Source organism: Rhodococcus sp. SGAir0479, from assembly GCF_005484805.1.
Lineage (GTDB): Bacteria > Actinomycetota > Actinomycetes > Mycobacteriales > Mycobacteriaceae > Prescottella.
In genome coordinates, this window is record NZ_CP039432.1 from 871599 (window position 1) to 892942 (window position 21344).

Genomic DNA, 21344 nt, shown 5'->3' on the forward strand with positions numbered 1-21344 from the left:
AACTGTCCAGGCTAAAGTTCTACGAGGACGTATGGCTGATGACTAAAACCTTCTCGCCCACGACGGTCTCGGCTGCAGCTTCGTCGACGGTCCGCGCCGACAGCGTGCGGCGCGCGAACTCTTCCGGTAGCGCCGCGGAAAACTTCAGTCCCTTGAGCGCGTTCTTGTCCACCAGCGGAAGCGGACGCTCACTGCCCGGCGCGCGCAGCGCTGCGAGCCCGCGACGAATGTCCTCGACCGACAGGTCACTGTGCAGGCGAAGCGACTCGGCGCCGATGCGCTGGCGCGGTGGAACGAGGTCCGGCGCCCAGGCGGCGAGGGTACGGTTGGCCTTCGCGCCGGCCCAGGTCCACCAGCGCCAGTCCCGCCCGTCGCGCGCGATGACGAAGGCGCCGTCGACGACGTGGTCGGCGCGTTGCAGCCGCACGTCGTCGAGTGTCGCGACGGCCCGGCGAGTGAGGGTGACACCGGCCGGTTGGGCGCCGAGCAGGATCTCGCGCACCCCGCGGGTGATCGCGAAGGAGGCGCCGTCGGGCAGCGACATCCACTTCGCGCGGCCCTGCAGGTCGGTGTTCTCGACGAACACCTGGCGGCGCTTCCAGTCGATGTGGGTCACCTTCCAGGAGCGGCCGCCGAGCAGCAGGACGCGCGGGCCCTCGACGTCGTCGGTGAGCACACTGGTCTCCACCGACCCGATTTCCTGGCGGCCCGCGAACACCGTGAACTCCGGTGCGGCGGTGAACACGGCGAGCAGCTCCATGAAGTGCCGGCGACCGAAGTGCTTCTCGGCCTCCGGCCCGATGAACGCCGTGCCGGAATCGTGTTCGAGGAAGCCTTCTTCGAGTAGGTGGTCGAAGATTTCTTGGCCGTCGGTGTCGAACAGGGGCAGGGACCCCCACATCTCCTGCCAGTCGTCGAGCGGCACCCGTCGGGTCTGCAGCGCCGATGCGAGAATCTGCTGCGCCGCGATGTGGCGGGGTTCCGGCGTCGGAACGACGGGCTCCACCCAGCCGGTGGACCAGCACTGCAACATGCCGAGCGTGCTGAGCACGGCCTCGTCGGTCACCCCCAGGAACAGGCAGTTGCGCGTGGTGCCGGGGCGCCGGCCGGTGCGGCCGAGACGCTGCAGGAACGACGACACCGTGCGGGGTGCGTTGATCTGGATGACTCGGTCGAGGTCGCCGACGTCGATGCCGAGCTCGAGCGTCGAGGTGGCGACGATGACGCAGTCGCGGGCCTCGGCGAACGCCTGCTCGGATTCGCGCCGCTCCGCCGCGGACAACGACGAGTGGGAGACGAATGTCGTGATGCCGCGGCCGCGCAGCATCGTGCCGAGTTCCTCCGCCAGCCGCCGGGAATCGACGAACACCAGCCGCTTCTCACCGGCATGCAGCGCGGCGATGACCTTGGCGGCGTTCTCGACACTGCCGACGGAGTCGACGGTGATCTCCGGGACCACCGCGGCGCCGGGCGCCGCGGGCGCGATGACGCGTCCGGGGGAGGTGCGGCCGCCCTGCAGCCAGCCGAGCAGTTCGTCGGGGTTGCCGACGGTGGCGGACATACCGACGCGCTGCAGCTTCCGGCCGAGCAACGATTCGAGTCGGGCGAGCACGGCCAGCAGGTGCCAGCCGCGGTCGTCGCCGGCGAAGGCGTGGACCTCGTCGACCACCACCGACTGCAGGCCGCCGAGCACCTCCGCGGCGTCCACACTCTCCGACACCAGCATCGACTCGAGCGATTCCGGGGTCGTCAGCAGGACGTCCGGCCGATCCCGCTTGATGCGGTCGCGCACGGACTGCCCGACGTCGCCGTGCCACGTCATGGCGCCGCGGCCCATCCACGCCGTGTACTCGGCGAGGCGCGGCTGCAGATTGTTCAGCAGCGCCTTCAGCGGGCACAGATACAGCACCGAGGTGCCGCGCCACCGCTGCTGCTGCATCCGGGTGAGGATCGGGAACATCGCGGCCTCGGTCTTGCCGCCGGCCGTGGGCGCCAACAGGATCGCATCCGACCCGGCGGCGATGGTCGCGACCGCTTCGTCCTGCAGCGGACGCAGACCCGGCCAGCCGAGCGAGTTGACGATGTGGTGCTGGAGGATCGGGTCGAGCTGGTCGAAACCGGCTGTCACAGCTCCACCTCGTCGGCGGTGGTGGCGCGCAGCACCTCCGCCCTCTCCGTTTCCGCGATGGTCAGCGAATAGTGCTGGCGCGGATCGAAGTCCGGGAACTGGTCGACGCGGTCGAGCACGTCGGCGACGAGCTTCTTGAGGAACAGGCGCGGCGAGACACCGACCTTGCCCCCGAGTTCGCCGGCGACGGCCGCCGCCAGATCGCCCAGGTAGGCGTCGTCGACCACCGACCGGATCCGCTCCGGTGCCGCCGAGCCCTCCGCGTAGATGTCCCGCACCCGCACCCCGACCTCGATCAGTCGGTCCAGATCGAACCCGGTGAGCCGGATCTGGGGTGCCCGGGGGTTGTCGAAGCGGGCGTCGGTGCCGAAGTCAGTGTGCAGCCGCTGCGCGAGCGGCGGCAGGGACTGGATCCCGAGCCGGCCGTCGAAGAACGCCGGGGTGCCGGTGATGAGGAGATACAGCCCGGGGTAGCGACCGGAGTCGAGTTCATCGATCCACTGCCGCAACGCGTTCAGCGCCTTGGCCCGGCTGTCGCTGCGCATCCGCTGCAGCGTCTCCACCTCGTCGATGACGAGGACGAGGCCGGGATGCCGGGCGCCCTTGAGGACGGCGAGCAGACCCTGGAGGAAGCCCATCGCGAGGAAGTGATCGACGTCCTGTCGGATGCCGGCGACCCGTTTGGCGGCGGCACCGACGTGCGGTTGCCCGCCCAGCCAGGCGATGAGGGCGTCGGCGGTGGCGGCCTCCTCACGTTCGAGCGCGGCGCGGTAGGCGCGCAGCACCATCGGGTAGACGGGGGTGGCGGTCGCCACCGAGGCCAGCCGCTGTTCGAGCAGCTCCTCGACCTGGGCGGCGGACGCCTCGTCGACGCCGGCCGCGGTGGCGGCGTCCTCCTCGATGCCGTACAGCCAGGCGTCGATCACCGGCCGGAACGCGCTCTTCGCGAACGCCGAGGTGCGCAGCTCCTCGATGGTCCGGCGGTACACGGTCTCCAGTTTGTGCAGCGGGGTCTCGAGCTCACTGATCTGCACCTCGGCGACGGCGAGTCCGCGCCGCATCGCGCGTTGCTCCACCCAGCGGGAGAAGAACGTCTTACCGGAGCCGTACTCGCCACGGACCGCCTTGAACAGCGAGCCGCCGGCGACGACGGCGTCGAGGTCGGCGTCGATGGTCGCGGCGAACCGGTCGATGCCGACGGCGAGGGCGTCGAGGTTACCGTCGGGGACGGTGCCCTGCCGCAGCGACTGCAGGAGCTCGCGCCGGCGGACGGGGGACAGTGAACTCACGGCGCCACCCCGAACTGCTCGAAAAGTGCGGCCGCCTCGAGATCGACGTCGCTACCGGTCACCGTCAGCACCACGACTCCATCGGTGTTGAGCACCTGCGCGAGCACCTGGAGGGCCGGTCCGGCGCGGAACGTCTTGACCCCGAGGATCTGGGCGGCCCGGGACAGCGGAAGCACCCCGCCGCTGTCGACGGCCTCGCGCAGCAGCGCGGCGATGGTCTCGCGACTCATCTTGCGGCCGTAGGTCTTGTACTGGCGGGCGAACAGGTCGGTCTCCAGCAATTCGGCGATCCGGTCGCGTCCCCCCACCGGGCCTGCCGGTGTGGGTTCGGCGGAGGTGGGTGTACCGAAGTCGAAGAGCGACTCCTCCTGGGCGGGCGCCTTGCCAGCCGGCTTCCGGACCTGCTTCGTCGGCGTCGCCGGAGCGGAAGCCGGGGGCGCTGCGGCGACGCGGGCCGGCTCCCACCACACCGGCTGCGGCGCCGGTGCTTCGACGAGACCCAGGTGCGACGGCGCGGCACCGTTCACGAGGACCGCCACCGGGATCGCGACCTCCGCGAGGGTGGCGCCGCCGTGGTAGCCGGCCTTGAGCCCGGTGTATCGCAGCTGTTCGTCCACGGCCAGCACGGCGCGGTGGTCGTCGGTGAGCACGCGAGGACCCTCGACCAACACTTCGTCGGCCGGCACGGTCGACGGATCGACACCGGCCGCCGGTCGATAGCGCGCGGAGATCTGTTCGCCGCGCTGCACACTGGGGCGTTCGCGGCGCTCGACGACGTGCCCGTGATCGGAGACCAGGACGACGGTGCGACCGACGGCCGCGGCGGCGGACATCAGCGCGTCGAGCCGCTTGAACCGGTCGATCCTCCACACGGTGCCGATCGGATCGGAGCGGTCGAGGGCGTCGTCGATGTCGTTGAGGACGCACGCGACGACCGGACGCCGGTCGGTGTCGTCGATGGCGGCCCGCACCTCGACTGCCAACGCGCTACCGCGGCTCACGGATTCGAGATCCGCCTTGTGGAAGAGCACCTGTCCCTGACCGCGCAGACCGTGACCGGCCAGCCACGCGGAGAAGCCGTCCCGCTCCTGGGTCTGCCCGCCGCGCGCCAGGACGCCGGAGAGTAGGGAGCAGCGGGAGAACTCGGTGACGGTCGGCAGCGCGGCCACCGCGACCGTGACCGGCTCCCGGTCCTGCGGAAGGTATTCGAGCCATTGAGGTCGATTGCGCCGCAACGCGTCTGCGACGACCTCGTTGGCGGCGGAGGCACTCATGCCGTCGGCGACGACGAGCAGCACGGGGGAGGGACGCGCGTCCCGGAGCGCGCCGTGCGGGCGGGCGGTCAGCGGTTTGACGACCCGATCGAGAAGGTCCTCGACATAGGTGGGAGCGCCCGGTCCGGTCGTGCGATGGGTACCCGCGGACGCCAGCAGCCCGGCGAACGCGCGATCGTGTTCGGCGCGGCGGCCGCGCACTGCCGAGACGACCCGATACACGACGGATGCCAGTACGGGGTCGTCGGCGCCGATGAACGCCTGATCGACGGCCCCGTCCACCCACGACAGATCGGACCGGTAGAGCAGGAGCCAGTCGGCGAGATTCGTCGGCGTCGCGGCCGGGCGGCGCGTCCATCGCAGCAGACGCAGCGCCGCGGCGCCCACCCGCACATCGCGGGGCGAATCGGGCGAGTCGACGCGCGCCGACCGGTGCGCGGTGACGTCGGCCCATGCGTTCTCGACCGCGGCCAGCTCGGCTGTGTCGGACTTCTGCTCGGCGGAGTCGAGGGCCGCGGCGAACCGCGCGATCCGCGGCGCCAGCGCGGACGGCAACACGTCGGAGCGTCCCACGAGTGCGGTGGCCTGCAGGCGGGTGACGAGATCCTCGGCGCGGCGGAGGGCGGCGTCGGGGCCGTCGCTGCTCGCGATGGCGAGGGTGGCGGTGTTGCCCCAGGCCGCGAGCTGGGTTTCGGTGAGGCTCCGGTGCCCGAGCTCGACCTCGAGGAGGGTGCGGACCCGGACGGTGACGTCGGCGTGCGCCGGGAAGACCGCGGCCGCGGCGGCGGAATCGTCGACGAGGGCGGCGACGAGGCCCAGTGGCACCAGCTGCTCGGGTCCGCACGCTCGCCACACCAGGGTGATGGCCCGCCCGAGCGGCCCGAGCTTGCGCTCGAGCCAGGCGTAGAACTGGTCGAGCAGCGAGGGGGCGGTGCGGGACTGCCAGGCCGTGAACCGGGCGGTGCGGGCGGTGTCGGTCGACCAGAGCGCGACACGATGGGGCGTGAAGTCCGCGGACGTCAACCCGAAGTTGCGGTCGGCGAGAGCACCGAACAGATGGTCGCCGGTGAGCACACCGCCCGGTGCCGGCGGCACGGTCTCGTCGAGCTCGCGCAGTGCGGAGCGGGCGGCCTCGTTGTCGAGCGACAGCAGGTTGAATTCCTGCTTACTCGCCTTGAACAGGTCCCGCAGGGCGGGCCAGGGGTCGAGGTTGGACAGGCGCCCGGCGGTGAGATGGTCGAGGACTCCCACAGGGAGCTCGGCGGCCTCCCGATCGGTGAGCACGACGACCCAGTCGCAGCGGGACCGCTCGGTGAGCGCGTCCCGGATCGCGAGCACGCTCGGTGCCGTGCGGATACGGACGCGGGCGCCGTCGAGTTCGACCGTGTCGGGGCCGGACCACGTCGGGGCCGCGGCGACGGCGAGCGTCCCCCGCCGATGGCCCTTGGCACGGAGTTGACCGATCAGCGTGCGGATGCCGGGCAGATCGGCCTCGGGCAGACTCGTCGTGGCGGTCACCGCTGCACCCGGGTGATGGTGACGGTGAATTCGTCGTCCGGGTACTGCGCCAGCAGGGTGCGCAGCCGCTCCTCGACGGCGGAGGTGGCGCCCCGGCCGCGGACCGTGAACGACTGGGTGGCCACGTCGTCGACGACGGGCGCCGGCGGGTCGAGTTCGACGATGTTCGGGTTGGCCGGCGGCATGACGACGGGCTGCACGGGAACCGGGGCCGGCTGCCGACTCACGCCGGCCTCGAGCCAGGCGTCGCGGGCGCGGTCGGCGTTCGTGAGCGCGGCTGGCAGTGACTGGGCAAACTCCTGCGCCTGCACGGCCTTCGCGAGCTCGGCGAGGATGGCTTTGGCCTGGACGGCCCGCTCGTCGGTGCCGGTCGCGGCGCTGCGCAGCACGTCCCATCGGGTCAGTGGGTAGCGAAGCAGCGCCTGCTCCACCGCGGCCGCGGAGGCGAGGGACTTGCCGGCCTCGATGTCGTTGCCACGCAACTCGACGTCCGCGATCGCGGCCACGAGGTCGAGGTTGGTGACGTGAGCGAACCGGGTCTCGAACAGCTGCTGCAGATCCTGGGCGAGCGCGTAGCGGCCGTGCTCGGGGTCGAGCGCGAAGTACTGGTACGCCTGCCCGATCGCGTTCACGAACTGGCCGCGTCCGGTGAAGGTGGAGCGCGCGTACTCGCGGACCTGCTCGGCGAAGGCGGCGAGGTTGGTCGCGGTGAGGTAGTCGTTGACGTTCTGCCCCGTCCACGCGGTCCAGCGGCGGACGGCGTCGGACCACACCTGACGCTCGGGCAGCGGCTCGAGGCGCAGCGCGGTGCCGCGGCGGAAGTCGCCGATCAGCGCCTCGGCGGTCGGTGACGAGTGCAGGAACCAGGATCGCTTGGTCTGGGATGCCCACGCGGCGGCGATCAGGTCCACCATGTCGGCAGTGAGGCCGCGCTTGGGGCCGCTGGCGATGATCGCGGTGCGCAGCTCGTCGATGTCGACGTCGCCCTGCTCGTCGATCGACAGGCGTGCGAGTTCCTGGGTGATCCGGGTCTGCCAGGCGGTGAACTGTTCGGGACCGAAGATCAGGTGCGTTTCGTTGACCTTCGCCAGACCGAGCGGTTCGACGACGCGGCGGGCGAGGTCGCGGTCGCCGCGGGCGCCGGCCTCGAGGGCGATGCGGCCGTCGGACTGGGACTGCGCCTCCCGCAGGCGCGCGAGCACGGTGTTGAGGTCGCGCCGTGTGATCAACTTGTCGGCCGGTGTGAAGTCGGGGTGGTCGGGGTAGAGGGCGTCGAACGCGTCCCCGATCAGTCGGTCGACGGCCTCACCGAGCGTGTTCCCGATCGGCGGCTGGGCGACGAAGCCGGCGTGCAGGGACCGCAGCGGTGGCTGCCCCTCGGGGAACTTGGCGCCGCTCGCGGTGCCGTAGGCGACCTGGATGGCGTTGCCGAGCTGTCCCCGCACCTGCGACTGCTGCTGTTCGAGGATGGTGCGGGCGGCGATCTTGTCACCCTCGGGAAGTTCGTTGGCGTAGGTGGCCCACCGGTCGCCGGTGAGCACGTAGTTGAGGACGACGAGACGGCCCAGCTGGCGGACCACCTTGTCCGGGAAGAAGTTCGGCAGCCACGCCACGGTGAACCGGTCCTGGCCGGTGCGCAGCAGCTCGTCGATGCGGTCGTGGTCCTCGGTGATGGTGTGGCCGGGCTCGTCGAACGGCAGGTCGACGATGAGCCGCAGCGCGCCCGGCGTGGCCGGGCGGAACCGGTCGTCGGAGAGGTAACCGCGGTCGCGGACGTTGCCGAACACCACCTCGATCGGGCGTTCGGTGCCGCGCCAGATCACGGTGCGCAGCAGCGCGTCGTCGAGGGTGCGTTCGGCGCCGAGGACACCGAAGTGCTCGCTGAGCAGCGAGCGCATCAGCTCGCGGCGGCGGCCGTCGGTGTCCTCGCCCTGCGCCCGGGTGATGATCCGCTCGTAGTCGACGGATTCGAGTGTGACCGAGATGATCGGGTTTGCGTCCGAGGTCACCGACAGTTCCGGGATCTCGGCCGCCCACTGCTTGACCTTGTTGGTGATCTGGCCCACCTGGTCGCCGGGGATCAGGGAGACGACACTGCCGTGGTTGAGGGAGGCGAGCCGGCTGGCGTCGATCTGCTTGAGCGCGGGCACGTTCGGGGCCACCGCGGACATCAGCAGGGTCTTGGCGATGCGGATGTCGGCCCGCAGACCCGGCGGCACGTCGGCGTCGGAGGTCGACTCGTCCACTCCGGCGGTGCGGAAGAGCAGCGGACGCAGCTTCTCGGTCCACAGAGTGCGCGCGGTCTTGAACGTCTGCGCGGCGGCGTCGTTGATGGGGGTGGAGTTGGCGCTGTCGATGATGTAGTCGAAGGCTTCGCCGACCGGGATCACGTGGTCGACGGTGAGCCGGTCGGCGCAGTCCTGCAGCATCTGCTGCATCACCTTGAGCGCGGTCCGCTCCCGCTGCATCTGTCCGGACAGGGCGCGCAGGGTCGCGATGAGGGCGGGCGAGAACGGGTAGGTGAGCTTGAAGTCGTCGGCATCGGAGCCGCGATGCTGGTCGTCGGTGTTGACGCCGTCGAGGAGGACGTCCCACACGCCGGGGTTGCGGTCGAGGCGGGCGAACGCGGCGTCCAGGGCGGCCTGCGCCTCGCCGTCAATCGGCTGGAGGAGGCGCTTCTTGGCGATGAACGGCAGGTTCTCGTCACCGAGTGTGACGTTGCCGAATCGGCCGGCCTGGTGGGCGAAGGCCTGTTCGACGGCCTGCTGGGTGGCGCCGGAGTCCGAGCCGGTGGCGACCCACCGGGACAGGTCGTGCTGGCGGGCGATGAACGAGGTGATCGGGACGGCGAGACGCCCGCGGCTGGTCTCGACGAGCTTGGTGATCTTCTGGACCTCGGCGTTGAACCTCTCGCGTTCGGTGATGAGGAAGGTGAGCCACAGCACCAGCTCGTCGAGCATCAGCACGACGCCGTCGTAGCCGAGTGACTTGGCGTGATCGGCGATCACCGCCAGGCCGTCCTCGAGAGGCAGCCAGTCGGTGTTGCGGGAGTAGCTGGTGAAGTAGGACGCGATCAGTGCCTGCTGCAACCGGGCACGTTCGGCGGCGTCCGCGTTGGGGGCGGTCGCGGCGGCGTACGTGTCGGCGGTCCAGGTGCCGGCCGTTGCGCCGAGGGCTGCCCAGTTCACGGTGCCCGAGGACGGGGCGGCCGCACCCACGGAGGCGTTGAGTGCGGCGAAGAACTTTTCGTCACCGACCTCGGCGCGCCGGTTGTCGGCATCGGTGAACAGTCCGCCGGCGGAGTGCAACACCGGGGGCAGTGTGTCCAGATGCAACCTGCTGATCTGGCGCAGGTACTGCTCGAACAGTGCGGACTCGATCGAGGCCGAGTCGAGGAAGTGGAACGTCAGCCGCAGCAGGTTCGCGCCGCTGATCGCGGGGTGCTTTGCGACGATCGGCTGCAGCTCCGGAACGGAGAGGGCCGTGGGTGAGTGCCCGAGGATGCCGTGCAGCACCGCCATGAAGTGCGACTTACCGGAGCCGAACGAGCCGTTGAGGTAGGCGGCCTTGTTCTCGCCGGTCCGCAGCGATTCCTCGACCACCGACAGCGCCTGGTCGAACGCCTCCGCGATGGCGGGGGTCACGACGTAGGAATCGACGGTGGCGGCCAGCTGGTCCGCGGCGACCGAGTCCGAGAGGCGCAGCACGTAGTCGTTGGTGCCGTGGGAGACCGGGATGTCGAAGGTCTGCCGCAGCGTGCGTGCGTTGCTGGACGTGGCGCCGGGAAACATCGGGTGCTGCACTCCGTTCGGGCAGGGGTCTGGCGGGATGGTGCGTGTCGAAATGGTCGGCTTCTAGTGGGTCCATCGTGCCATGTGCGGTGGGGTGAACCGCGATGCGACTCTGGTTGACCAGTCGAGGAAATGGAGGCGGGGGTCGATACTGGATTCCTTGAGGCCTGCGCCGTGCAGCTGCTGATGATCGGGGGACGTGACCGATGAAGTTGCGCAGATGCCGTGTCATTGGGTACTTTGTCGCCGGGTGTAGTACTAGCTCGGTAGCGGGGCGCAACATGTTGCGTTACAAGACCAGGTTCGACTCCTGGGCACCAGGATACGTACTACCGGATGCGTAGCCTGGTGTTCAGGAGAGGATTACTTTGTCATACCCAACGACGCCTGAGTTCGAAAAGCATTCAGAAAATCTGAGAGCAATCAAGAAGTCGTTCCTGCAAATTGAGCGCTTGCATAAACGGGCCATCCGCGAAGCTGACGATCCTGCAACGCTAGCCCTGAGAATATGGCATCATGTCTCAGTTGGAATAATGGCGGAGGCGCTTCTCCGTCAGATAGTTTCGGACCCTTTAGGGTTCAACGAGCGTGAGCGGCAATCGATCTGGAACCAAAATTCTCAAGAGGGCCGCTGGCTTCATGCTGTCGATCTTGCGTTCTATCGGCACTACGGAATTCAATTTCATCAAGAACTATCGATTAGTCTGACTCCCGCCGTGCAGCGCCGTCGTGCAACAGTCCAGGGTCTTCTCAACCATGAGTTGAAAAATATTATTACGGCACGAAACAAGAACGCACACGGGCAGTGGGTTTGGCACTTAAAAAGCCGCAAGGAGAACGAATTCACTGCGGATCGGCCGCCCGCGGCGCCGAACTACGTGCAGATCAATGCCTCAAAGAGGTTGATCCTCGCCATCGGGCGATTGGTGCACATACTCGTCATTTCAGAGCCCACTTTCGGCCGGGATTTCAACGAAATAGAGGGCGAAATTGATGTATTCAAGCGACAGCTTGATGGTGCCGATTATCTGCAATTCGAATCCGAACTTCGGCGAACGAAGCGCGGACGTTAGTAGCCTATAGTGGTGCCGGAGAAGATTGAATAGAACTGGCGTGTCGACCTGTTGATGCGAGAGCTGGACCTCGCACGATCGCGTTCGGTTCTCGGTCGGACTGAACTCGAACCGGGTCCTGAGGGGCGGATTGCGCACACCGGGGACTGCTCCGAGTTCAGTTGACTCGCGGGGTGTAGGGGTTCAGGCGGCGAGTGCGGCCTGATTGAGGGTCTCACGCTCCATGCGGTGAAGAGCTTGCCGAGGCAGCCTTGACGGCGCCGGCGCTGGCAGGTGTGTTCGATCCAGATCACGATCTATGCGGAGTTGGTCGCGGGAACCCTAGTGTGAACCGTTCCGGCCTTAGTTCCGATCCCATTTGGCGACATCACCGGTTGGGAATTTTTCCGGGCGGGCGATCAGACTCCGCCTCCTAATAGCTGAGTGCTGTAGCGACTGAGATGCTGCTGCCTATCGAACGGCAGCGATGAGGCCAAGTCGTTGAGATGCCTCTCCAACATCGATCCGACAATAGGGTATTTTCCATCGCTGGGCGGTGATATTACGCCGTACAAAAGCCCTGCGGGAGTAACCATGCCGTAGGTACCGAGCTTCGCCGATGCACGGAATACGTCGACCTCGGCCAGGCCCTCGTACGATTCGATTGCGGACGCGACGATTTCCTCATATTCAGTCGCGGAAATCGAGTAGATATTCCGATTGGTAAATCCATCGCCAATCGGAGTAAATTCGAGTAAAGACCACCTTGTGATGCACCTGTAGGGCGTCAGTAGCTTCCCAATATCGGATATGCAATTTGAGTTCTGGCGACTTACGATTGTTCTGACTATTGCCGGCCTGCCTGCTTGTTCGTGAAAATCCAATGCATTGATAACCGCTTTGAAGTTTCCTCGGGTTGATCGGAAGTTGTCGTGCTTGTTGGCGGTGCCGCCATCGAGCGAGATTCCGGTTAGGGCCACTTTCCCGTCGAGGATGCGTTCTTGCAAGTCTTTGCTGAATTTCTGGAAGTTTGATTGCAATTCAACAGATAGGCCGATGGATGTAGCGAAATCGATCAGCGCAGGAAGGTCGGATCGAAGACTAGGGTCTCCTCCTGCGAAGACAAAACGATCGATACCTGCGTACCTGGAAATTTCAATTAGCTGGAGTGCATTGTCGAACGTAAGTGGAGTATCGACACTGCGGTAGCAGAATTTACAGTGTAGATTGCATTCTGACCAGCATTCCCAGTGAATTTTGGAAAGTCCTATCCGACTGAATGCGCCTCGACATTCGTCAAGACTTGATTTGGCCGGGCTGTCATCGCAGGCGGCGCAGGTTGCGGTCATCGCCTTAGCCGATCCAACATTTCCGAAACGATATTTGGAACTCTTGGAAGGTAGTTGGAGACTAACCCCGCGACAACGCCACCAGTGAAGGCGACGATGACTGACGACCGATCGGAAAATACTAGCGCGGCGGCAAAAGCTAGTATGGTGAGCAATGGAAGCCATGATTTTTTAAGGAGGCTCATCGGATACCCGAGCGGGCCTGCGGCGTGAGCTCGGCGCCAAGCGTCATTGAAAATCTGCTGGAATACCAGCGCTAGATTTGAATTTGTGTCCGATCGCGCCTCGACCATAACGCCTTGCGTGCTACGCTGAGAGGATGGGTTAAAAATATCAATTCGGACCGTTCGGCCGTCGACGCATGCGCTGCTGGCGAATCGCAGATCAGATTCGCGATTGGTTACTCTGATGCGAAATGTGTCGATGCCTTTTGCATTCTGTTGCCAAGCTCGAATTCGATCTGCCGACTCGGCCTTAATTGCATTGCCTCGAATTTTTGCGGCGAGGCGTGGCGTGGCAAGCAGGACGCGAATCTCGACGCCCGATCTCGCGGCTGCCTGAAGGTCCTTCACCTGCGCGAGCCTGGGTGTCGTATTGATCATTGGAAGCAGGATTTCATCCGATGCGCTCTGAATGATCGGGCCGAATGACTCATATACTTCAGGTGAGTGCATTCCTCCGAGGACTGTTACAGTTGGTTGATTCTGTTCCCGTTGCGCCTTCAGTGCATGCTCAAATCCGGGGTCGGCTAGGAATGACGCCAGCATTGCAGGCAGGTCTTGCGGCGAGCTGAGGAGCACTACTGAGCCTGTAGAGACTTCCTCCAGCCAGTTTTGACGTCGAGCGTTCGCAAGTGCAGATTCTGCGATTCCTGGGGCGGATAGTCCGGAATACTGTCGCACTATGTCAATCGTTTCGATTTCCGGCCGCGCATGCCCTCGCGTGTACATCATAATTGTAACTAGTGCTTGCGTACTCTCGATACCGGCCGATACCAATCGGTCGACCAACTCTGCTTCTCGTGCAGTTACTGCACCTGCTGAACCCAATGGACTCACCTCTGGCTTAACTGTATGCGAGGACGGAATCGGTAAATGTCTGCCGAAATTGCATGTAATTGCCTATACAGACGCCGACTCGGCTGGCCTGAAGCTGGATGCACTCACTGCGACTTGGCTTTGCGTCCGCGAGTTGCCTTGGGTGGACGCCAGTTGCCGAGATCGGGCACGGCGACGCCGACGGCCGCCGCCTTCTCGTTGAGCTGGCCGGCGAGGTAGTCGGCGAGGTCTATCCCGAAGGTCGGGTCGACGCCGGAATGCCATTGCTTGACCCACGGCAGCACCTCCGCTATACCGGCGACGACCGGTACCAACTCCGACAGGGCCGTTCCCTCCTGCTCACGAAGAGCGTAGATCGTCGCGAGCGCGAGGCACTGCTGGGCGTGGTTCCAGCCGGCCCACCCCAGCAGTGGGGTGGGGTCGGTGGCGCGGCCGGCGCCGGGATAGGAGATGAACCGTTCCTTCGGGACATCCAGCTTGCCGCGATGGGACCAGTACGAGGACTTGAGGAAATCGGCGCTGGTGTACTTCGGAGGCACGGGGATGTCGGTGGCCTTGATCAGACCGGCGTCCTCGTCGCGCTGCAGGTCCCACACGCGTTCCCACTCCGCGCGTTTCCGCAAACCGGCTTCCTTGTAGCGCATAGCCGCCAGGTACGGCACTGCCTCGTCGGCGAGGAGTTTGACGAGGGTCTCGGTGACGGGCGCATCCTTCTTGCCGGCCCACAGGTCGAGTGCGGTGATGAACTCGGGGTCCTTCTCCATACGTCCGGCGAGTTCGGCGACCGACAGCATCTGTGGAGTGCTCTGCGGGGTGAACCACAGCGACCGATCCTCGAGTCGATCGAGCAGCCAATCCTTGAGTGCCCTCTGCAGTTTCACATCCCACGAGTCGCCGGCCCAGCGGCGCTTGTACTCGGGGCGCTCCAGCAGGCGGATGAAGGGATTCGACTCGATGGTGTCCAGTCGCTTCTGGACGAGTTCCCGGTATTCGGCTGGCCAGTGTGTGGGAATTTCCAGGGTCTGTACGTGCCCGTGATTGCGGTGGCTGAACCACTTGGTGTTGGATTCGCCGAGGTTGAGCTGGCGAGCCAATCCGATCTCGAAAGCACGCTCGCCTGGGTGGATTTCGGGTGAGAGCCCTACGTCGAGAAAGAGTCGTTCATCGATAAGGTTGTAGTTGTAGTAGACCTCCCAATCGAGCTCCTCCTGCTCTGTAACCATCGACCCACGCACGGAGGCGCTTTGGCGCCGTGACTCATTGATGGAGCTGTGGATAGAGCCGTCACCTGTAAGGGCATTTGCGGGCTCGACTGCGGAAAGTTGCTGGGCGAGTTGGTCGAGTCTGCGTGCGCGCTCCAGGACATCGCGGGGGGGCAGAGGGAAGTCTTGCAGGGTCGTCCCGGTGAACTCCCAGTTCCACGACCACGGCTGGTCGGGCATGCCGCTTGCAGCAGTCGCGTTGCCCTTGCTTTGGCTGTTCTGCTTGAGCCAGAAGCAAGCGGTCGAACTGTTGAGGGTGCCCAGGAGTCGCAGGTGATCGTCCTCGGAGGTGCCCTCCCGCAACTTGATCACCGGCGCGTGGGAGCTGAAGATTCGCCCCCCTCTTTCAAGTTCGAAATGGTTGTGTGTGCCGATGTTTGCAAAGCAGATAGACAGCGGGGTTCGATAACCTGAAGAAGTATGCTGCATGTAAGCCCACCATTTGAGACCGGCGTCGGCCATGTTCCCCTGAAAAGTGCGCCGCTCTTCCAGCGTGCGCCGGTATGGCCACAGAGATTTGGGGGGTGCCTGGACGTCAATCTCGGAAGTACCATAACGGTATGGGTAGAAAATCAGATTCGCCGGTCGCGCGCCCCAATCTCGTACTTCTTCGCCCAGGATGAGCTCCCTGAAGGGGTCGCTCGGTGTGATCCGGATGCCAAGGCGGGGGCGAATAAATGCGTCGTCTGATCCAGCTCGGATTGCACGACCGATCGGGCCTTCGATATGGTCATTCAGGACAGATGTCGTCGCGTCCTGAATTGCGCGCTGAGTCTCAACCGCCCCGCCCCCGCTGAGGCTCCACGGGTGTTTTCCGAGCAAATCACGATTCAAGTCTTCGACTGAGATCCAAGGATCTTCGAAGCCTGGTTCATCTACGTGGTCCACGATCGAGCGCCACACTTTGCCCTTTGAGGGATCATCAGGTGCACCTGGTTCACCTTGGATGCCGAGAATCGCACGGACTGTCGTATGAACCGCACGGTGGTTTCGGCCGGCAATAATTACTGTGGGTGTGCCGTGCCCTGGGATGTAAGCACCTGATGTATCGGCAACGAGACGTAGATCCATCCGCGACAAAAACTCTTCGATCAAGGGAGCGCCGAACCCTCGCTTCATGAAAGAGTTCGACGTGATCTGACCAACCCAACCAGCCCTATCTCCCTTACTGGCGAGATAAAAGAACTTTTCCATGAAAGGAACAGTCAGGGCATAAGTTCCCTTGCAGTAGCGGTAGATCTCGCGGTATCGCGCGTTGAGTGCCTTGTCGCCGACGACAATGTATGGCGGATTCCCGACTACCACGTCGTACTGGCCCGGCGCGAGAATCTTGCGCAGCAGCGCTACGTCTTCGGTCGAGTAAGCGAACCCCGACACTACGGCGTCCTTGTCGAAGGACAGGTCACCAAAGTCGAGGGCTGTCGCCCCACCCTGCTCCGCTCCGTGGAGCAGCGAGTCCCCATTGGCGAGATTCAAAGTGAACTTCGGCGCGTTCACCAAAGTCGTTTCCCCGGACGCCTTCAACGCTGCGACGATCAACCGGAACTTCGCGATCGCCACCGCGAACGGATTCAGGTCCACGCCATAGACCGAAGACAGTGCGTTGTCGACCCGCGTCCGTAGGTCCAGCCCCGGCGCTTCCCGATGCCACCGATCCACCAGCCGCGCGAAGGCGCCGAGCAGGAAGTGCCCGGACCCGCACGTCGGGTCGATGACCTTGAACCCCTCCAGCGGCCGATCCTTGAGCGCAGGTTCGAGCGTTTGGTCGAGGATGAACTCCTCGACGAACTCCGGCGTCTGCAGCAGTGCGTACTTCTTCTTCGCGAAGTCGGACAGATCCTGGTACAGGTCACCCAGGAACCGGGTGGACAGCTCGGGATCGCGGAACGTCCACACCAGCTCCCCGGTGTCGTCGACCTGCCGCCAGAACGACAGCACCTGATGCACCGCGTCGGAGCTCGGCGCGATGATGTTCAGCGCCGCATGCTCGTCCACCAGCGACTGCGTTGCGGGGAACTTCTGCAGCGCGTCGAAGGACTCCTCAAGCCATTCGCGATAGGAGTGGTTGGTGTCGCTGCGGTAGAACGCCTGCTCGGCATCGATGGCGCGCTGCCGGAGCATCGGATCGGGGTGGGTGATCCACACGGCGGTGTCGCCGAGCAGTAGATTGTCCTCACAGAAGCGCACGAACACCGAGGTGAGCAGCCAGCCGACGGCGGCCTGGGTGAGCTGATCCTCGGACCAGTCGGTCCACGACACCGCGGTCCGCTGCTCGGCGACAGCATTACGGTGCGTCGCGCGCCAGCGCTCCAACTCGGCGGGGTCGGCGGTCAGCTTGGCGCGCATGTCGTCCACCAGCAGCGTCAACTGCGGCTTCAGTGCATCCTTGAGCGCGGCTCCCGAGATCGTGGCCAACGCCATCAGACATGCTCCTTCATCGTGGTCTTCTGCTCTGTGTTCCGACTGGTCAGCAGCGCCTGCAGACCGAACCGGTCCACCTGCACGAACTGTTCCGGGCTAGTGCGTGTCAGCGCGGTGCCGTCCACACGTGCGCCCGGCCGGCCCCCCGATTCATCGGGCTGCGGGATTAGCGCCCATACCGCGTGGAGCGGAGGGTTCGTTACGTCCGCCCACCGGACGACGAAGGTGTTGAGCAGTCCGTACGCGGCGAGGGTCGAAAGATCGGTCAGAACTACCGGACCCGTTGCCGAATTGACCGCATCTACGACAACCGGGATTGACCGCTCAATAAAGCTCTTCAGGTGCTCACGGTCCGTGGCAGCACCGGAGTCTGCTGCGAGGATCGCGTCCCACGAAATCCCGTTCATAGTGGCCTGCGAACGCATCTCGCCCAGCAGCACGTCCGTCACATCCACCCGGGTCGCGCCGAACCGCTCCACCAACGCGTCCGCCACCTGATCCGAGGCGCCCAACGGCACCCCGAGCGCCCGGAACGTGCGCTCTCCAATGCTCGCGTGCAGCAGCAGCTCGATGTCGGTGCCCGCGCCGGTAGCGACGGCCGGCGAACCGGCGAGCGTGTGTCGGGTGGGGATATGCGAAAGCTGTTGCGGCGCATCCCGGAACTCGTAGCGTCCCCGCTCGTCACTCCACACCATCCCCGGTACTACGGCGGCGACGAGCGCATCGAGCTCGGGGCGGCGGGGGAGCTTCTTCGCCAGCGTCGGGAACCGGGCCGCGACACGCGATTCCAGCTCCGCTCGGCCGAACGAGTCCGACGTCGACAGCCCCTGCAGCAGCAGGGCGAGGGCGTCCCGGATCGGCAGCGCGCGGGCGTGCAACTCGTCGCGCGCCGACAACGTCACCGATCCGGACGACGCCGCGGCGATCCGCAGCAGCACGTACCCGGGGATCTCCACCTGGTCCGGAGCGACATCGAGCGCTGCCGCGGCGGCCGCCCGCAGCGGACGATCCGTCTCTGCCGGAACAGCCAGAGCCGTGCCCTGCGCTTGCGCGTCCGCGACCAGGTCTTCTGCGGCACGCGCCAACGCGGCGGGCAGGGGGCGGAACCGCGGGCTGGTGGCGATCATCGCCACGGTGCCCGTCGACTGGCGTCGCACCAGCTGCAGACTCGTGTCCTGCTCATCCGAGGCGTCCGTGCCGGGCTCCGGTTCGGGGACCGGCGGGGCGGATGCGAGCACCAGCCGCAGCACACCCAGCGCGGTCCGCTGGGTGCCCGCCAGTCCGTCGGTGTCCAGTGCGCCCGCCAGTTCGCGGGCCAGTAGCTCGGGAGTGCTTGCGCCACCGAGCGATTCGAGCAGCGTCAGCCCCTGCTGGTGCAGCAGGTCCACCGTCGCCGCCAGCTGGGGGTTCTTCGCCCACAGGTCCCGCAGCTCGCCGAAGATCTGCGCGATGCGGCCCGGCGTCACTCCGGCCAGCGGCGCCAACACCTGATACGTCACGAACGGGTCGTCCGGTGCGGCCTCGTGGGTGCCCAGCAGCAGCTCCACCACCTGTCGGCGGATCGCCGACGGCTTCGTCGCCGCCGCCCGCGCGAACTCCGTCGCCAGCACCTGCAGCGAGCGGTAGGTGGGTGCGGCCGGCGTTGCCACCTCCACGTCCACCGTGGAAGTCGACTGCACGGTCGTCGTCGCGTCGACCTCGATCACCGGGCCGGCAGCCACTGTCTTCGCCGCGAACACCGCCGCCCACGCGGCGCGCATCGCGGCCGCCGTGTCGAACCGGTCCCGCACGTTGCGGGCCAAGGCAGTGAGGAAGAAGCTGGCGAGCGCTTCCGCGCGGCTACGCGAGAAGCCACCGAAATCCTCCGCCGACACCGCGACATCGTCCGACAGCACCCGCGGGTCGCTCACTCCGTCGCCGTACACCGGGGTGCTCGCGGTCGCCATCTCGTACAGCACCACCGCCGCCGAATAGCGTTCGGCCGCCGAATCGTAGGCGCTGCGGATCCCGGTACCCAGGAACGGATCCCGGTACGGGGGAGTGCCGGCATCGAGCTGGTCCACCGGGGCGCGGGAGAGGGAGAAGTCGAACAGCGCGAGTCGCGCTTTCGCCGAGCGCTTGCCGTCCGGCCGGGACAAGCCGAGGTTCGACGGCTTGATGTCGCGGTGCGTGATGCCGGCCGCGTCCAGCGCCACCACCGCGTCCAGCAGGCCCAGGCCCCACGTCTTGAGCTGTGCCTCCCCGAGCGGGGTGTAGCGGACCACGTCGGCGAGGGTCTGCTCCCCGCAGTTGGTCAACAGCAGCGCCGTGCGGTGCCCGAGGTGCAGCGGACCCTCGATCAGCTCCACTACCCCGGGCACCGGCGGCTGCTGCTGCGCCAGCGCCGTCAGCACCTCGGCTTCCTCCTGGAGCCGGGGCGTCGCGGTGTCGTCGAGGCCGACCTTGAGCACCCGCGTCCGCTCGTCGTGCTCGTGATCGGCGACCAGGATGCCACGGGCCGTCGACCCCGAACCGAGGACCTGCAGCACCTCGAACCGATCGCCCAGCAACGCACCCGTCGGCGGGTTCAGCGGGTCAACCTCGGGGCTCGCCGACGCGGGGGCCTGCGCGCGGCGGTAGTCGTCCAGGGCGGCCGCGAACTGCTGCGCACCGAACGTCGGCCGGCCCGTCTTCGTGTCGGTGCCGACGCGCTTGGATACCGACGGGTTCGTGGCCCGCAGCACCAACTCGCGCAGCTGCTCATCGACGAAGCGGCCCGTCGCCGCCGCCAGATCCAGGCCCTGCTCGAGCCGCAGCCGCTCGAGCAGTGCGGCCCGGTCGCGGGCCGGGTTCTGCCCGCCCGAGAGCAGGAAGTACGCGAGCGCGCCCAACGAGAACACGTCCAGGGCGATGCGGTCGGAATCCGGTGCCCACCGGTCCTCCGGCGCCTGGTACACCTCGTCCGCGGCGGCCCCGCCGGTCGCGGTTACCGCCGTGCCGAGCATCGTCGCCGACCGGGTACCGCCGTCGTGGATGCGTCCCGCCCACGACCAGTCCACCAGCCGCACCTCGACCCGGCCCGCGTCGAGGCGTTCGGTGTGGATCAGCACCGTCGACGGGCCGAGACCACGATGCGCGACGTGATTGCGGTGCGCATACGCGAGTGCGTCCGCGACCCGCGTCAGCACCGTCAGCTGCTGCTCGGCGGTGAGGGTGCGCGTCGCCAACGCCAGATCGAGCGGCTCGTAGCCGGGGGTCTCCGGATAGACGAGGACGGTGTTACCGTCGTCGTCCTGCACCAGATCCCGGGGCGCGACGATCGACTCGTGCCGCAGGGACGACAACAGCGTGTACTCGCGCTGCATCTTCCGGTGCGCGGCCGCACGCGCGTGCGTCGGGGTACCCGGCCGACAGGAGACGATGCGGGCCCGGGCCTGCTCGTCGGTGCCCTTGTGCTTGGCCGGCCACTCCTGCCAGTCGTCGCCCGACGCGATCGGCGCGCCGGAGATCGTCCACGAACCGGCCACTCGTTCGGTACGGCGCGCGACGCCGAGATTCTTCAGTGCCAGCGCGACGATGACACTGAGATCCTCGTCGACCCGGCGGCCCTCCGTCGGGGGCTCGAGGATCCGGGTGGAGATGCCGGGCAGGTTTGAGCGGGCCTCGTCGCCGTCGAGTCCGAACAGACCGGACTTGGCCAACTCCGGCATGTCGACGGTGAACCCCTCGGCGTGGAGGAACACCGATTCCTGCACGAACGGCAGCGCCCGGCGCACCTTCTCCGGGTTGAGCCCGTGCTCGATCGCGACCTTGCGGGCCTCCTCCTCGATCCGGGTCGCCAGCCGCTGCGCCTTGCGGCGGGTGAGCAGCAGCGGGGACCGCTGGGTACGGACCTTCCCACTCGGCAGCTGCCGGACCCAGTTGGTCTCGGTGCCGCCGAGCCGGCCCTGGAAGTGTTTGAGTTCGATCAGGTGCAGGCGGCGCCGGCCCAGGACCAGCGCATCGACCTCGTGCCACAGGCCGTGGTTGTCCATGAACTCGAAGTTCGTCCACGCCCGGTACGGGGAGGCGTCCGGCACGACGTCGCGGAGGAAGCTCAGGCCCTCGGTCTCGTGGGCGAACGCCGACTTCGACACCTCGATCCACCGGTCACTGCGCCCGGCCATCTCACCGCGTTGTGCCACGTCACCGCCCCGTTGTCGATCTGGATCCCCCGCGGCCGA

9 protein-coding genes are annotated in these 21344 nt (G+C 66.5%); 1 reads left to right on the top strand and 8 read right to left on the bottom strand.

All coding sequences use genetic code 11. The features are described from left to right. Positions 1-19: 19 nt before the first annotated feature. From E7742_RS04095 to E7742_RS04110, 4 genes are read right to left on the bottom strand one after another with little or no spacing between them, the layout of a single operon-like run. Positions 20-2128, bottom strand: a complete 2109-nt coding sequence (locus E7742_RS04095) for a DEAD/DEAH box helicase (RefSeq protein ID WP_137797775.1) — start codon at positions 2126-2128, stop codon at positions 20-22. Next, positions 2125-3417, bottom strand: coding sequence for a BREX system ATP-binding protein BrxD (gene brxD, locus E7742_RS04100; protein ID WP_137797776.1), 1293 nt, complete (start codon positions 3415-3417; stop codon positions 2125-2127). The genes E7742_RS04095 and brxD overlap by 4 nt, the downstream gene beginning before the upstream one ends. Then, a complete protein-coding gene (gene pglZ / locus E7742_RS04105) occupies positions 3414-6209 on the bottom strand; it encodes a BREX-2 system phosphatase PglZ (RefSeq protein ID WP_137797777.1) in 2796 nt (931 codons plus the stop codon). Before pglZ ends, brxD begins: the two co-directional genes overlap by 4 nt. Continuing rightward, positions 6206-10000 (bottom strand): DUF6079 family protein, encoded by a 3795-nt coding sequence (locus tag E7742_RS04110; RefSeq protein WP_137797778.1) that lies wholly within the window; start codon positions 9998-10000, stop codon positions 6206-6208. The genes pglZ and E7742_RS04110 overlap by 4 nt, the downstream gene beginning before the upstream one ends. A gap of 368 nt (positions 10001-10368) precedes the next feature. Between E7742_RS04110 and E7742_RS04115 the strand changes: the two genes are divergently transcribed. After that, positions 10369-11073, top strand: a complete 705-nt coding sequence (locus E7742_RS04115; RefSeq protein ID WP_137797779.1) for a hypothetical protein — start codon at positions 10369-10371, stop codon at positions 11071-11073. A gap of 398 nt (positions 11074-11471) precedes the next feature. On the opposite strand, the gene E7742_RS04120 is transcribed toward E7742_RS04115, so the two are convergent. The 4 genes from E7742_RS04120 to E7742_RS04130 form a co-directional block, all read right to left on the bottom strand. Beyond that, positions 11472-12401, bottom strand: a complete 930-nt coding sequence (locus E7742_RS04120; RefSeq protein ID WP_175420399.1) for a radical SAM protein — start codon at positions 12399-12401, stop codon at positions 11472-11474. Continuing rightward, positions 12398-13459 carry a hypothetical protein gene (locus E7742_RS23130; protein ID WP_175420400.1) on the bottom strand — a complete coding sequence of 354 codons (1062 nt, stop codon included), beginning with the start codon at positions 13457-13459 and terminating at the stop codon, positions 12398-12400. The genes E7742_RS04120 and E7742_RS23130 overlap by 4 nt, the downstream gene beginning before the upstream one ends. A 104-nt stretch (positions 13460-13563) precedes the next feature. Continuing rightward, positions 13564-17142: a BREX-2 system adenine-specific DNA-methyltransferase PglX gene (gene pglX, locus E7742_RS04125; protein ID WP_137797781.1), complete on the bottom strand. Its 3579-nt coding sequence runs from the start codon at positions 17140-17142 to the stop codon at positions 13564-13566. Then, positions 17142-21305 (bottom strand): protein kinase domain-containing protein, encoded by a 4164-nt coding sequence (locus E7742_RS04130; RefSeq protein WP_254699156.1) that lies wholly within the window; start codon positions 21303-21305, stop codon positions 17142-17144. The genes pglX and E7742_RS04130 overlap by 1 nt, the downstream gene beginning before the upstream one ends. Positions 21306-21344: the final 39 nt, after the last annotated feature.

Coding starts and splice junctions, on each gene's coding strand:
- pglX (WP_137797781.1), bottom strand. CDS start 17,142: ATGGCGTTGGCCACGATCTCGGGAGCCGCGCTCAAGGATGCACTGAAG.
- E7742_RS04110 (WP_137797778.1), bottom strand. CDS start 10,000: ATGTTTCCCGGCGCCACGTCCAGCAACGCACGCACGCTGCGGCAGACC.
- E7742_RS04120 (WP_175420399.1), bottom strand. CDS start 12,401: ATGACCGCAACCTGCGCCGCCTGCGATGACAGCCCGGCCAAATCAAGT.